Origin of the sequence: Paenibacillus sp. FSL H7-0756 (genome assembly GCF_038006765.1) — a bacterium.
Taxonomy (GTDB): Bacteria; Bacillota; Bacilli; order Paenibacillales; family Paenibacillaceae; genus Paenibacillus_AQ.
The window spans coordinates 435,927-450,256 of the sequence record NZ_JBBOVT010000001.1; the positions used below are offsets into that span (position 1 = coordinate 435,927).

At 50.5% G+C, this 14,330-nt stretch carries 13 protein-coding genes; 5 read left to right on the forward strand and 8 right to left on the reverse strand.

The genetic code is table 11. The annotated features are described in order from the left end of the window. The first annotated feature begins 95 nt into the window (after positions 1-95). A complete protein-coding gene (locus tag NST04_RS01910) occupies positions 96-689 on the forward strand; it encodes an RNA polymerase sigma factor (RefSeq protein WP_341182941.1) in 594 nt (197 codons plus the stop codon). Next, a complete protein-coding gene (locus NST04_RS01915; RefSeq protein ID WP_341182942.1) occupies positions 655-1,803 on the forward strand; it encodes a DUF4179 domain-containing protein in 1,149 nt (382 codons plus the stop codon). Before NST04_RS01910 ends, NST04_RS01915 begins: the two co-directional genes overlap by 35 nt. 110 nt (positions 1,804-1,913) lie before the next feature. Here the strand turns inward: NST04_RS01915 and NST04_RS01920 are convergent, their stop codons facing one another. The 3 genes from NST04_RS01920 to NST04_RS01930 all read right to left on the reverse strand — a co-directional run bounded on the left by NST04_RS01920 (position 1,914) and on the right by NST04_RS01930 (position 5,300). After that, the gene (locus NST04_RS01920; RefSeq protein ID WP_341182943.1) at positions 1,914-3,035 is read right to left on the reverse strand and encodes a TolB family protein; all 1,122 of its coding nucleotides are present in this window, start codon (positions 3,033-3,035) and stop codon (positions 1,914-1,916) included. Between the two features lie 103 nt (positions 3,036-3,138). Continuing rightward, entirely contained in the window at positions 3,139-4,611 is a 1,473-nt protein-coding gene (locus tag NST04_RS01925; RefSeq protein ID WP_341182944.1) for a sensor histidine kinase, read from the reverse strand. Continuing rightward, positions 4,608-5,300: a response regulator transcription factor gene (locus NST04_RS01930; protein WP_036723597.1), complete on the reverse strand. Its 693-nt coding sequence runs from the start codon at positions 5,298-5,300 to the stop codon at positions 4,608-4,610. Before NST04_RS01930 ends, NST04_RS01925 begins: the two co-directional genes overlap by 4 nt. Before the next feature lie 238 nt (positions 5,301-5,538). On the opposite strand from NST04_RS01930, the gene NST04_RS01935 reads away from it, so the two are divergent. Together NST04_RS01935 and NST04_RS01940 are read left to right on the forward strand one after the other, a co-directional pair. Then, positions 5,539-5,949, forward strand: coding sequence for a hypothetical protein (locus tag NST04_RS01935; RefSeq protein WP_339312388.1), 411 nt, complete (start codon positions 5,539-5,541; stop codon positions 5,947-5,949). A 206-nt stretch (positions 5,950-6,155) separates the two neighbouring features. Continuing rightward, positions 6,156-6,599 (forward strand): SMI1/KNR4 family protein, encoded by a 444-nt coding sequence (locus tag NST04_RS01940; protein ID WP_341182945.1) that lies wholly within the window; start codon positions 6,156-6,158, stop codon positions 6,597-6,599. Positions 6,600-6,614: 15 nt separating this feature from the next. Here NST04_RS01940 and NST04_RS01945 read toward each other — a convergent pair whose 3' ends face one another. Next, complete coding sequence (locus NST04_RS01945; protein ID WP_341182946.1) at positions 6,615-7,304, reverse strand: ArsR/SmtB family transcription factor; 690 nt, start codon at positions 7,302-7,304, stop codon at positions 6,615-6,617. Positions 7,305-7,399: 95 nt separating this feature from the next. Here NST04_RS01945 and NST04_RS01950 point away from each other — a divergent pair, with 95 nt between their 5' ends. Continuing rightward, positions 7,400-8,020, forward strand: a complete 621-nt coding sequence (locus NST04_RS01950; RefSeq protein WP_341182947.1) for a flavin reductase family protein — start codon at positions 7,400-7,402, stop codon at positions 8,018-8,020. A 414-nt stretch (positions 8,021-8,434) separates the two neighbouring features. On the opposite strand, the gene NST04_RS01955 is transcribed toward NST04_RS01950, so the two are convergent. From NST04_RS01955 to NST04_RS01970, 4 genes are all read right to left on the reverse strand, one after another. Next, positions 8,435-11,302, reverse strand: a complete 2,868-nt coding sequence (locus NST04_RS01955; protein WP_341182948.1) for an S-layer homology domain-containing protein — start codon at positions 11,300-11,302, stop codon at positions 8,435-8,437. A 245-nt stretch (positions 11,303-11,547) separates the two neighbouring features. Next, positions 11,548-12,663, reverse strand: a complete 1,116-nt coding sequence (locus NST04_RS01960; RefSeq protein WP_341182949.1) for a DUF4037 domain-containing protein — start codon at positions 12,661-12,663, stop codon at positions 11,548-11,550. A 207-nt stretch (positions 12,664-12,870) separates the two neighbouring features. Then, positions 12,871-13,428 carry a hypothetical protein gene (locus NST04_RS01965; RefSeq protein WP_341182950.1) on the reverse strand — a complete coding sequence of 186 codons (558 nt, stop codon included), beginning with the start codon at positions 13,426-13,428 and terminating at the stop codon, positions 12,871-12,873. A 15-nt stretch (positions 13,429-13,443) separates the two neighbouring features. After that, on the reverse strand, positions 13,444-14,328 hold the full coding sequence (locus NST04_RS01970; RefSeq protein WP_341182951.1) for a DegV family protein: 885 nt from the start codon (positions 14,326-14,328) through the stop codon (positions 13,444-13,446). Positions 14,329-14,330: the final 2 nt, after the last annotated feature.

Genomic DNA, 14,330 nt, shown 5'->3' on the forward strand with positions numbered 1-14,330 from the left:
GGCTAATAACCGCAATTGCCTTATGTATAAAATTGTGTCACAATCCGCGGCATTCCGATTGTTATATAGGTATCCAACCAAAGGAGGTGAGGTAAGTGCAATTAACCGTCCCCGGGGAAGCGGACGAACGAAGCTTAATGATCGAGCAGGCTGTAGAGGCTGTGAAGGCTGGAGATAAGCAGTCATATGAGATCATCATTAAACGGTTTCAACGCCAGATTTATACCTATTGCTTCTATATTCTCAAAGACCATACCGAAACAGAAGATGCCGTTCAGGAAATCTTCATCCGCGCCTATGCGAACCTCCACCGCTATGGCAGCAGCACTTCCTTCTCAGCCTGGCTGTACAAAATGGCTTACCACCATTTAATCAATTTGAAGAAAAAACAAAGCCGTTGGCTTAGATTAGTAGAGCATTACAAGGAGCAGCAGCGGCAGGAGCAAATCCCGTCAAGTGAATCGGTAACCTCCGAGCTAATGGCCTGTCTGACCACAGAGGAGCGCCACATCCTGCTGCTGAAGGCCGTAGAGCAGTACACCTTCGAGGAGATCAGCGAAATTATGGGAATCAAGGCGACAACCATCCGCAAAAAATACGAACGGCTGCGCAAAAAACTGCTGGAGCGTGCCGCCCAAAAAGGAGCGAGGAAGCATGGATCAATATCGGGAGCGAACAAGACATCGTGAGATGAAGGCTATTGAACAACATATTCGGGAATCCGTTAAGCCAAGAGCGGAGTTAAGCACGATCATTATGAATAAGATTGGAGAGGAAGAAATGAGCAGCATAACAAGATCAAGAGGATCGAAGGCCAGACCGGGGATTTTCAAAAAAACAGCTATCGCCGCCACCATCGCCGGGGTTCTAGGGGCAGGCATTCTGGGCGCAGGCTTCGTGTCACCGGCAATGGCAGATACGCTTAAGAAAATTCCGGGGATCGGCATTCTCTATCAGGGAACCACTCCGCAGTCGCTTGAGCTTGCAAGAAGTCAGGGGATGTTGTCACAGCCGGGTCTCAGCGTAACCCATAACGGAGTTACACTCAAGCTGACCGATCTGCTCTATGACGGCACACGGCTCAGCTTCCAGCTTGAGCATGAGGGCGGATTAGATTTCTCGGGCGGAACTATAGGGCAGTTGATTGAGCCACCGGCCGTCTTGGCTGACGGGCAGCAGATTAAGTTCACTTCAGGAGCCTTCGGCGATATTCCTTATCAGGATCATGCTTATCTTGCCGAGCTGTCGGGCGATTTGAATCTGCCGAATGAATTTACCCTGACGGTGGAGGCTAAGGTCAAGCAAATGAATGAGACCTTCACATTCACTGCACCTGTAAAAATCATGGATACCGCCCTCACGGTTACCCCGAACATCACCAAAACAGAGGGTGCCTTCAGCTATACTGTCCAGCAATTAAAGGTCACTCCGGTATCCACCCGTCTGGTTCTGAACAGTCAGGGTGAGGTGCCGCAATCCGCAGAGCAGTCCGGCGAATTTCATGCCAGCATGATGTACTATGAGCTTGTAGACGACCAGGGCAATTCTATTGACCCGAATAGATACGGATTTTACGACAGCAAACCGGAGACAGAATACTATCTGAATGAGCTGTATCCTCCTTTTGCTAACACACCTAAGACCATTACCATCAAGCCGTATACGCTGACCGTTAAGAGCGATGACTTCACCATTGCGGGGCAGAAGAAAGACAGTAACGGCAACATTCTGCCGGGACGCGGGAATCTGGGCAAACGGACTTATCTGAAGAATCTGGAGACCACGATCACCCTCCAGCCTTAGTGTATTAGTTCTCCGGCTTCATGCTGTTCATCATCTAAAAAGCAAGGCTGTCCGGGTAGCCGTCATGCGGCTGATCCCGGGCAGCCTTTTGCTTTTGGCGTATAAAAGCGTTACGACAGGCTGACCACATAGGTCAGAAACTGATAGATATTATCCTTCAACACTGTGGCTGTGGCCAGCAGCTTCTTACCGGATGGACTCCAGTGGAGAGGATCAGACAGATGAAAATCATTCAGCACAGGCGTCTGCTCTCCGGTCTCCACCTCGGTAATGAACAGGTCCTGCTGGTCATCCGTTGAACCAGACGCCGTGACTGCATAAGCCAGCAGCTTGCCGTCCGGCGACCAGCTGGTGCCGAAGATCTGCTGCCCCGAAACTAGCTTAGACTGCTCATTGCCCTCGCTGTCACAGAGCTTCAACGTCATCTCTCCGCGTCCGGTACGCTCAACAATCGCCAGCATACTTCCGTCAGGAGAGGGAACGGCCCAGATCACATTCTTTAGCAGCACCTTAGTCTGCTTCGTCACTATGTCATAGGCGCTTAGCTGGCTGTCTTCACCTGTAACATAGAGAATCCGGCTGCCGGTCTGAACTACCTCATGCACATAAGGAATGCCCGTCTTCAAGATCGTCTCCTGCTTGCCGGTTAGATCTGAGCGTAGAATATTGCCTTCCATATCGGGAAAAATCACATGCGCGTCATCCGTCCATTTCCCTTCCTCGATCTGAAACTCCGTCTCGCTAACCTTCACCGGAGCGCCGCCAGCCAGGTCCATAATGTATCCGATCCCAGTCATCTCGGACAGCTCCTTGAAGAAGACATGCGTCTTGTCCGGGGAGATTTGCGGCGCGCCATAATTCAGCTCTCCAACCTGCAGCGGAGCTTCCTCACCTGTGGACAGGGTATGCAGATAGAGATTCAGCGGATACCGTTCCTGTCCTTCAATCACCTGCGAGGGGAGACTGCGGTTCTCCTTGGTCACTACCATTACATCCTCACCGGCAAAATCCGTCCCCCGCACCCCCTCCACCTTCTGTATGCCCTCAAGCTTCAGCTTTGTATAGACCGGTTCGCTGATATTGTCGAGGACTGTAATTTTGCGGCCCGCCTTCTCTACAACCTCACGTGTATCTGTGTTCTCAGTACTACAGGCAGTAACCGACAGCAGAACAGCTCCGCAGAGCAGAATGCTCCAGATTTTGCCCCAGGCTCTATGGCTCATATGATTCATTCAGGCTTCCCTCCAGCTCATCGCTCATGTTGCCTCTTCAGCATACCGGACGCTTATTTCCAAACCGCATCTCAACTATATCCAACTTGTAAACATTAACCCTTCAGGTCACCAGCGGAAAAGACAACTCAAACGCCGCCCCTTCGCCTGAGCCTTCCAGCAAGATAATGGTTCCGCCCTGCTTCTCCACCAGATTACGGACCAGCGAGAGGCCAAGCCCTGTGCCGCCCGAGGCTCTGGAACGGTCACGATTGACCGTATAGAACGCTTCGAAGATCTTCTCCCGCGACGCCTCCGGAATGCCGATGCCGGAATCCCGTACAGTAATCCACACCCGCTGATCCCTGACCTCGCTGTGCAGATGGATACTCCCCTGAGGGACATTATATTTGATTGCATTGTCCAGCAGATTGATGAAGATATGCATGAAGCTCTCCCGGTCAATCCAGATATGCGCAGGCTGGGCGTCAAGCGTGACTGTGAGGCCGTAGCGCTCCGCTTTGCCTTTCATCCGTCCGCAGATATCGCGCAGCGTACTCTCAACCTCCAGCAGCTCTGCCTGGGATTCAAAATCATACCTCTCCAGCGCCGTCAATTGCAGCACCTTCTCCACCATCTCGTACAACCGCTCCGTTTCCTTGGCAATACTCAGCTTGGCATCATGCAGCAGCTTGGGGTCATCGTCATACATATTCAGCAGGTCGACATACGCCTTAATCGAGGTCAGCGGCGTCTTGAATTCATGGCTGATGTTCCCGATGTACTGCTTCTGCTGCTGCTCCAGCGCCTGAAGCTTCTCCACAGCCAGCTGCAGCTTGTGCCGTTCTTCATCCTTGGCGGCAATGCTGCGCTCAATCTCCCGGCTCATGAAATAAATGCCCTCGGCCAGCTCCCCCAGCTCATCCTTGCGCCTCACCGGCGGAGCCGTGATATAGTTGGCCCCGCGGATATCCTCCGCTGCCTTCTTCAGCCGCCCGATGGAGGCAGCCGCACGGTTGAAATACAGATACCCGAGGATGAAGCTGAACACCAGCACGGCGCCGCCTGTCGTCAGGAACAGATTGAGCAGTGTCTGCTGGAAGCTGCGGGCGCCCTCCAGGGAATACTGCAGCTGCACCACGCCCATCTGTCCCTCCGGTCCCTGCAGCGGGGCCAGGTAGAACAGCTTGTCGCCTTCACTCTGGTAGGCGACCTTGTTATTCAGCGCGTAGTCCAGCGCTGTGCTGAGATCCGGCTTGCCCGGACCCGTCCCAGACTCGCCTTGCGCCGAGGTGCCCGCCTGCTGTCCCTGGCTGTCGTACAGGGTCACCTCCAGGCCGGTGAATCCGGCCAGCTCGGCAGCCAGCGCCTTGCCGCGCTGGTGCATGAAGACCTGCGGCGTAAGGCGCGCGCCTGTATAATACGTCTGCTTCACGCGCAGATTGACCGTGTTGACATGCTGGGCCAGACTGCGCTCCGTCTGGCCCTGCTCATTGCGCTCCACGCCGCGCAGGACGAAGTAGCTCAGCACGCCGACGGCCAGAATCAGCAGCGCCGCCAGGAACAGGCTGAACTTCAGCTTAATGCTGATTCTCATGAGTAGCTCCCCGCAGGCACTGCCTTATAGCCTACACCGTAGACGGTTTGCAGGATATTCTGGTAGGGCTCGCCCAGCTTTTTGCGCAGCCGCTGGATATGAATATCTACGGTGCGCGTTCCCCCGGCATAGTCCATATCCCAGACCTGCTCCAGCAGCTCCTCGCGCATATACACCCGCTGCGGGTGCGAGAGCAGCAGATGCAGCAGATCGAATTCCTTCGGGGTCAGCTCCAGCGGCTCCCCGCCAAGCTCGGCGCTACGCCGGTCCGGGTGAACCTGCAAGAGGCCGTATTCGATCAGCTCACTTCGGACCTCAGCCGTATTCTTCTCCAGCCGGCGCAGCAGTGCCTTCACCCGGGCCAGCAGCTCGCGGATCTCGAAGGGCTTGGTCATATAATCGTCTGCACCCAGCTCCAGACCGACAATTTTATCGACAATATCATTCTTGACAGTCAGCAGGATAATTCCAATATCATCCCGGTCTTCCAGCTTGCGGCAGACATCATAACCGCTCAGCTTCGGCATCATTACATCCAGCACCAGCACATTTGGACGGAAGGTATTCGCCTTGCTTAGCGCTTCCTCCCCGTCACCGGCAGTATCGACCTCATAGCCTTCACGCCGTAGCGCGTAGGCTATCGCACTCACAATGGCCGGTTCGTCATCGACTACCAGTATTTTTTTCATAGACGGCCCATCCTTCCGCTCTCGCTTGTTCAGTTCGGGTAATGTCCTTCAAGAATAACGCAGATGAAGAAGCCGGAGCAAGGAACCGGCAGAGACAAGCAAAGTTTAGGTTATCTTTAAGAAGACTTAAGCTTCATTTCAGTATTGTTGGGTAAACTGTATTTAGATGAAGTTCACTAGCTGCCTTAAATGATGAACCTTGAACGATATAACCAACCACGAAAAGAGGATTATACACATGAATATAAAACATATGAATATTAAGCGTGTAATGATTGTAGGAACAATGATCGTAGCCATGTCGTTCGGAGGAACGGCCTGGGGCAAGCCGGCTTTACATACCCTTCCTGTAGCCAAATGGTCCACCTCTGATGTGGCCGATACCGATGAGCTGCTGGATGCCCTGAACCTGAACCCGACCTCTGACGAAGAGCTATACGACGCCTTGTATGACGGCAAGTCCCTGCGTAACATCGCAGAAGAGAATGGCGGCAACGTGACCCAGGTCATTAACCTGCAGGTCAAGCAGCTGACCCAGCAGCTCGAAGCCAGACTCGCCAGCGGCAGCATCACCCCGCAGCAGTTCAACGCACAGAAGGCTGAGCTTAGGGAGATTGTCGCGCAGAGTGTCGAAACTTCGTTTGGGTGAGTGAATGGGCACAGCGACAATTAAATGTGGCTGAACGTATTTAAATAAGCTGTCCTACGAGCAGGCATACTGCGCGTGGGACAGCTTTTTTATATGCGGCTCATACGCCTTCACAGCTAAATATTCAGATCATTCAAAGCGCGCTATTGACCTAAGCCCCGCTCTTGTTATGATTAATAGATACTCTTAGAAGCGGGGGAATGACAATGCATAATGCGCTAATGGAACGGTTGCAGCTTTTTTTGACAAAAGAGGGGAATCAGAGTCTGCTCGGCATACCGGCAACCGAGGAGCAGATTGCTGAGGCAGAGAAGCAACTGGGTCTGTCGCTGGATCAGGATTATGTTCAATTCATCCGAAGCTTTGGGGGCGCCTATGCCGGACTATCCGTACACGCCTTCAGCAACGGTTCCTCCATCGGGCGGGAGAGTGTGACCGAGTTAACGTTGTCCTTCCGCGAGGATTACAGGGATACCCTTATGAGCGGGCTGCTCGCGCGAAGTGCAGTCTTCTCCATGGACGGCTCTGGCAATCCGATCCTGCTTGACCCTGAAGGCCGGGTGCTGCTCATCGACCACGATAATGGAGATTATGAGGTGATTGCCGAATCGTTCGCTGCGCTGATTGAAGAGAATTTCATGGAGTGGTAGCTTCATTCCTTGCAGCTAATTCAAATCCAACGAGAATACCTTTTCAAAACCCGCTTTCCCCTCATCGGTGACTTGTACCGCACGTGTATCCGGCAGCCGCCGCACCCAGTCCAGCTCCAAGACTCTCTCCAAAAGGGCATTTCCCAGGGCTCCGGCCAGGTGATGGCGGCGTTCGCTCCAATCCAGGCATTGATGGGAGAATAGACGGCGTTTCGTTGCAGCTTCATTCAAATCAACGCCAAAGTCGGCAAAAAACTTCTCACCATGCTCCGTCACCGTATACCTGTCCTCTTCTTCAAGTAAAATACCGCCGCTTAGCAATGCATGAGTTAGTTGCACCCCCACATTCCCGGCGAGATGATCATAACATGTTCTGGCATAACGCAACGCCTTGTCCTGTGAGGATTGCCGTAAAGATTTAACTGTAACAGGCGGAGCAATAGACAATAAGGATTCCATCACCCGCGCCACCTCCAGGTTCCGAATCGCAAAGTAACGATGCCTCCCTTGTTTCTCAACGGCGACTACGTTAGCATCGATCAATTTTGCCAAATGAAAGCTTGCCGTTTGAGGCTTGATTCTGGCCATATAGGCTAACTCGCTCGCCGAATGGAATCTTCCATCCAGTAAAACGGTTAAGATTGCCGCCCGGGAAGCTTCACTCACTAGAGCTGCGATTATAGCAACATTCGGATTTGCCTGCATCCTAACCCTCCTTTTTGCATTCCATACTTCGATGAGTATTGAATTATTTATATTATACACTGAAGTAGGATCTACAAAAGTGGAGGAGAAATACAATGGACCCTATGAAGCAAATGCTGAACACTGAAACGATACAACCCAAGATTTTATATTATGGAACTCCTGTCATCTTACTGAACACCTTGAATGAGGATGAAACTGTAAATATCAGTCCTATTTCATCCTCCTGGGCCTTGGGAGACTGTATAGTACTAGGGGTTGGTCTTGGGGGAAAAGCCATCGAGAACCTGGAACGGCTCCCCGAATGCGTCATTAACATCCCCGGCCCATCTCTGTGGGAGAATGTGGAGCAGCTTGCTCCCTATACGGGCAAGAATCCAGTCCCTGATTACAAGCAACAACATGGCTACTCCTATCAAAAGGATAAATATGCTGCCAGCGGACTCACACCCGTGGCGTCCAAAACAGTTAAGCCTTCACGAATTATGGAGTGTCCGTTACAAATTGAAGCAAGCATCCAACATATTCGGATACCTGATCATTCGCCTGGTTTTGCAATTATTGAGGCACAAGCTGTTCATGTACATGCCCATCAGGATATTATCTTGAATGACAATCATATCGACCCTCTGAAATGGAGTCCGCTCATCTACAATTTCCGCCATTATTTTGGTCTGGGTCACCAGCTCGGCAAAACCTACCGGTCCGAAACCTAGTCCTTAGGTCGATGTCCCACGCTCCCATAGAGCAGAACTCGACCTTAAGGCTGGATGTGCCTGTGATATCTTCAAGAATCGGTACAATCAAATTAGAATAGCGGTGATATAACCATTCTGCTGCAAAACGGCTCGGACTGTAGACACAGTAAGTCTTCCCCAGGTGCTTCCCTTTGAGTTCAATATATTCTGCCCGGCTATATTATTATCTATCAACGTGACGACACCTCCACTCCACTATCACTCTTAACACAGCCGATAGTAGCATAGTGGAGCTGATATCGAAATCGAGTGTAAGTTGAGTATTCTAAATATCTTTTGCAACTCTTGGTTGCACAAGGCTATGTAGTGATCCTGAATGCTCATTCCATTAAAAAACGGCTGGTCAGGTTCCCCTGATCCAGCCGTTTACGGTTATTTCAACATTACATTATCGATCAATACTGCCGTGTCATAGATGCTGTCACCTTGATCCCATACATGGAACCTGAGGACAATGGAGCCCTTGCCGGCGAATTGGCTCACATCAAACTGGACATGCTTCCAATTCGTCATGTAGGCCGTATCATCCCCGCCGTAGAAATTAACGTCTACTTTATTCGCATCAATCCAATACTCTGTGGATTCATTAATCGATTCCTTACCGACAATCACAGATTCCTGTCCGTAGACACTGGATGTCACCGTAGGTCCGCCATTCAAGTGTGAGGTCACGAGGGAAGCCGGATTGATGTATACACTGGAAGTTACTGTTGCTCTGAATGTATCGTTATATTTGGTTCCAACATATTCCTTCGGCTCCTCAGAAATGAAATTGTAATCGAACGACAAGGTTGTGGCTCCCGCCGGGACCATGAAGCTCTGCTCGATATAACTATTCGAATTGTAGTCATATCCTCCCTTGTCATTGTTTTCAAACCCAAGGCCAGTACTGATAATCGCCATGTATTTACCCTCTGTAGGCTTAAGCGGCCCCAGCTTTGAGATGACCCGGACATCTCCGTTTCCATTCCAGCCGGTCCACTTTCCGTTCTCAAAGGTTCCGTTGATGATCCCTTCGGTCTTCGTACCAATGCTGCTGCCTTTCATGACGAATGCTGCCAACCCGTCATTGGCTCCGTGAGCAGTTACTGCTGCCTCAAAAGCTTGTCCGGTTGTCATATTCTCATTGTTCAAGGCGTTGAATACGGATGGAGCAATGACCTGATCATAAGCAAGCTTTACATAATCGGTGTAACCATAATAAGTGCTGGCCCCATTGTTGATGAACGCATCCGCCATGGAATCGTTGTATGCGCTGCGGCAGCTGCCGTTATATACGATGGTGCCGGGAAGCATATCATTGTACCGTGTAATGAAGGAAGGTGTAATCGCATAATAGCCCGATATGATAGCCAGTCTGCCCTTTTTCAGATCCAGTTCATAGGTCTTGTTGTTCTCTGCCGTTGCCTTCTCTCCGGTCAGGAATATGGCCTGCGGTCCCGCATATTTGAAATCAACACCGTATTTATCATGAAATTTCTGGAGCACAATCTCATCATAGTACGTATCCCCATGGGAATCTAAGACCACCACACCATACTGATTAAGACCTTTGAAGAAGTTAACGCCCGCTGCGCTGTCCTTTACCCTCTCCACTAGGAAGGGGTAATTCGACTGCTCGAAGCTTTGATATACGGCGTCATACACCGTCGAAGATGGAAGTGTGCCGTAGAACGGGGAGACCACAGCAACCTGCTGGCTTCCTATGGTAGCTACGGTTTGTTCCACATCCTGCGTGAGCGCCGTCAATGTATTATTGGAAGCGGCCTCTTCTGCAGTGTTGCTTAACCCTTTTGTATTCTCAGGGGCCGAGGAGATTCCGCCCAGAATCCCGTTGTCCAGCAAATACCAGATGCTTCCTCCTTCACCCGATATTCCTGCATGCTCTACTTCGTCCTGGGTTTGAAGCCAAGCCACTGTTTCTTCCTTGGCCTTTTGCAAATTACCAGTAGAAGCAGCCAGTTGATCAAGCTTACTCTGTGTATTATTTTCAATCATTTCTGTTTGTGCAAGCTGTTCATCTGTAAGATGCTTCAGTACAGACAGTTTAAGGACTGCACTGCTAGGCACATCTCCAGCAAAGGCCTGGAGATTTATGTAACCCTCCGTGCTTTCAGATAATACTGCTTTGCCGCTATAGAGTCCGTCTGCCGCAAGGCTGTCTCCATGAACTTCTTGACCATCATCGTGCAGCAGGGTAATCTGTGACATCACTTTGCCGCTGTCATCTACCTGATAGACACTTGCAGCTACGGTCTCTGCCGCATGAATCGACGAGCGGAAAATAACTTCTGTGGACTCTTCAGCATAAATAGCATCTGTACTCTCGCCGTTCACTACAACCTGGAGAGCATTGGCCGGTGCCGGGGTTACCGGTTCCGGAGTAGCGGGTACTGGAGTCGGCTCCGCTGGTGCCGGTGTTGCTGGTACAGGTGTTGCCGATGCTGGCGTTCCTGGACCCGGGGCTGCCGGAGCACTCACAGACGTATCACGGATAGCTTGTGTCGCTGTGGGAGCCGGAGTTACCACTGGAGTCTTACCCTTATCAGTCTCTTCAGCAAGAAGCTGCTTGGACTTCTCAACATATACTGCCTTATTCGTCTTGAACTCATATGCGAGACGGGCCAGAGCCTGGCGCTCTGCACGCTCTTTAGGTTTGAATTTCAGCGTGCCGTCAATGCCCTGAACCCCGTTGATGAACCCATTGTTGAAGGCCAGCGATACTTGAGCTTTTGCCCATTCAGACACCTCTGACATATCGGACAGCTTGCTGCCAAGCGGAAGCTTCTTCGCTGTTTCATCTAATTCAAAGGCCCGGATGAAAAATACAACCAGCTCTTCCCGGGTTACACTCGAATTAGGACTGAATGTGCTCGCCGATGTCCCCTCTGTGATGCCTGCCTTCACCAACGCTCCCACATAACCGCGATACCAGCTGGTGGCGGCAACGTCTTTGAATGGTGCGGCCTGATCACCACTTACTTCCAAGCCTAACGACAGGACTATAATTTTCGCCAGTTCGGCGCGCGACATAGCCTTATTCGGTTTGAAGGTATTATCTTCATACCCTGAGATTATTCCTGCTTCTGTTAAGGATTGAATCTCCTTCTGAGCATAAGAGCCTGCGATATCTTTCAATTGCGCGGATTCCCCGAACACCAGATGTGGCGTAAGGCTGCTTATTAGCAGGGCAATTACCATCACCAGACTGAGTTTACGGCGTGCTGCTTGGAATAACAAAATTTCTTCCCCCTTCTTTCTCTAAAAAATTCATAAATAACCATCGCCCTACAGAGTTCCAAGGATGGAATATCGCTCCATAATTCGACAACTTCTTGATTCTACAATAGGACTATGAAAATTTACTATGTATATTGATACTAGTAAATTGTATAAATTGGAATATTGGAGGAGAAAGATTAAAAAAAGACCATCAAGCATAAGCTTGATAGCCTAAAGGCTGCCTGCACGAAGCGCATTCTTCACTATACAATCATATCCCCCACCCCAGTTCTCTCAATCTCAGACTTGGCACTGTATACTGGCCCGAATTTGGAATAATGATCCGCCCAGATCAACACGTGATCACTTGTAATAAACTGATCCAGCGCACCCGGGATTTCAAGCTGCTGGAGTTCTCTGGGCAGCGCAGCGAATAGAGCATCCTCCAAATTGATATAAGAATAGGATTGCAAGCCTCTTGCGTAGAAAATGGAGGGTTGAAGCTCAATATGATCCGTCAGCTTCATCGCGTTATGTTGATTCACTAATTCCGTTAATATCTCTTCAATTTGTCCAACCGCCCTAGTAACCGAAGGTTCCAGCAAGATGGCTTCAAGCTGCTTGGCCTGCCGGCTAACCTCCGGGCTGATCTGCGCCAGTTCCCTGGATATCCATTTGTAGGTTCCAGGCCGGAGTCTTTTGTTATAGAGAAAAATCAATTGAACTGCCTGCTCCACCATGCGGTTGATAAGCAACCTGGCCGACAACGGTTCGCGCCGGAAGTCAGCAAGTCCTGCCACATACAGCTGCCGGAATGAACTCCAGGCATATTTCAATTTGTACCGCCATATCTCATCGGGCAGATAAGCCAGTCCTCTTCGCACTTCTGTCATTTCCCCAATGGGATCTGTAAACATTCGTCCCCTTGTCCACTCCAGCAATTTCTGCTCGGGAATGACTAACCATTCGTATAAGGATGGATATGGGGTTAGCAGTCCCAACTGGATGTGCATGTGCCGGGAGACGCTGGTAATTGCAATATGATGAAGGTTGTTGCGCCCATTGTAGGGTACAAGCACCTCATGAGATTCATCTACCGAAAACCGGGAGGGATATCCTTTGAACAAGGCTGGCACCTCTTCATCGAATGCTTGGTCAAGGCCTACTGCATATTTATCGTAATCCGGGTCCAGCAGCCAAATGTAGCACCTCGCCCCCCATTCATGATCTCTGGAAAGAACGTCATCATAACCCAGAACATCCGAACCATATCCTATCAATCCGGCAGCATGCTTCTCCATTAGCTGCGGGAAACGTCTGGCGATCAGCGGCCTCACAATCTCCCAATAGAACTCCTCGCTCAAGTCTAAACCCTTCATATGCAGACTCCATTTCATGTATCAGTGCGCACTCACATTTTATTTTACCGGTAACCTTATGTTAGCATTTCGCCCATAAATTACTAGACTATTCATTTGAGTTCTGTTATCATTTAGATTGAAGTCTTGATAATAATACTATTCCATAACAAAACGGCTGGTCAGGTTTCCCTGATCCAGCCGTTTTCTGGTTACTTCGATACTACATTATCGGGCCCAGCTCCGCTCGCTCAGGTACCGCCTAACCGCCCCGTCACTCCAGACATGCGCTTCGACGTACCGCTCGGGACCGTATTTTCCGTCATTGTTCCAATTCTGCGGTAATCCGTACCTGTCAATGATGCTCACGATCTCGGAATAGGTATACAGGGTGTGCCTGTACTCTTTGCCATCGTTAATCAGCGGGCTGAAGGTCGGCATGGAGTCCCCATAGGTAAAAGAAATCGTGTTCACATCAAAATCCTCTATCGGAATCTTGAGCGATGCGCCATTCTCGAACCACGTGCTTAGCCACGGACTGTGTTCAACTACCATATAATGCGGGGAGGACCGCTGGACCAGACCGCCCTTACGTATAAATTCCGACCGGATGATGCTCTCGCAGTTCCGCCGATATTCCACATACTTATCGTGTCTTTGGGCGCTCTGTGCCTTGGGTTTGGTCTGCTTAATCGTCTCCAGCACTGCCCTCGCCTGATCACCCGGCAAATCGGATAGACTGACAAACGGGCCTACAGATGCATCATAATAATGATATAAGAACATCGTTCCGCTCCTTTTCTAGAGCACAGACTCCAGCACTTCATCCTCAGCATCAATACTATTCAGAGCCGTACGGTTAATCCAAGACAGCGCCAGTGTTCCCTCGCCCATATGAGCACCTACCACCGGGATAAAGGGCATAATCTCTGTACGCACCGAAGGGGACATGGCCTTAATAGCCCACTCCAGGCTCAGCGCCTCTTCTTTATTGTTCGCGTGCATAATACATACATCCTGGAAGCGGCCGATTTCCTCCTGGATGGTCTCCAGCAGCTTTTGCTTCGTCTTCTTGAAGGTGCGGATTTTATCAACGACGACAATTTTGCCCTCATCGAACCGCAGAAGCAGATGAATCCGCATCAGCTGGCCCAGCAGGAACTGAGAGCCGGAGAGCCGTCCGCTGCGGTGCAGCTGGCTCAGACTGGCCGGGATGATATAGAAGGACATTTCCTCAATTATATTATCAATTCTGTACTTGATCTCCTGTGCAGAGCAGCCTGCCTGCTGCCAGTGAATACCGCGCAGCAGCATCTCACGGATGGGGTATGCACCTACTTTGGAATCGATACCCATTACGTTCACTCCAGCAATATCCGCCGCCTGCATCGAGGTGTTGAAGGTCCCGCTAAGCTCGGAGGAACAGTGGATCGCAATAATCTCGTCATACTCTTCCTTCAGACGCTCGTATAATTCCACGAACTCGCCAATCGGCGGCTGGGAGCTGCCCACCTTGTCTTGCTGCCGCATTTTGTCATAGAACTGATCGGCGTTAATATCTATATTTTCTCTATAACATTCATTATTGACGATTAGACGGAGGGGAACGATATACACATGGTTATTCATAGCGAATTCAGAATCAATGGTGCTGGTGCTGTCAGTCACCCAGGCGATGGATTTCATAG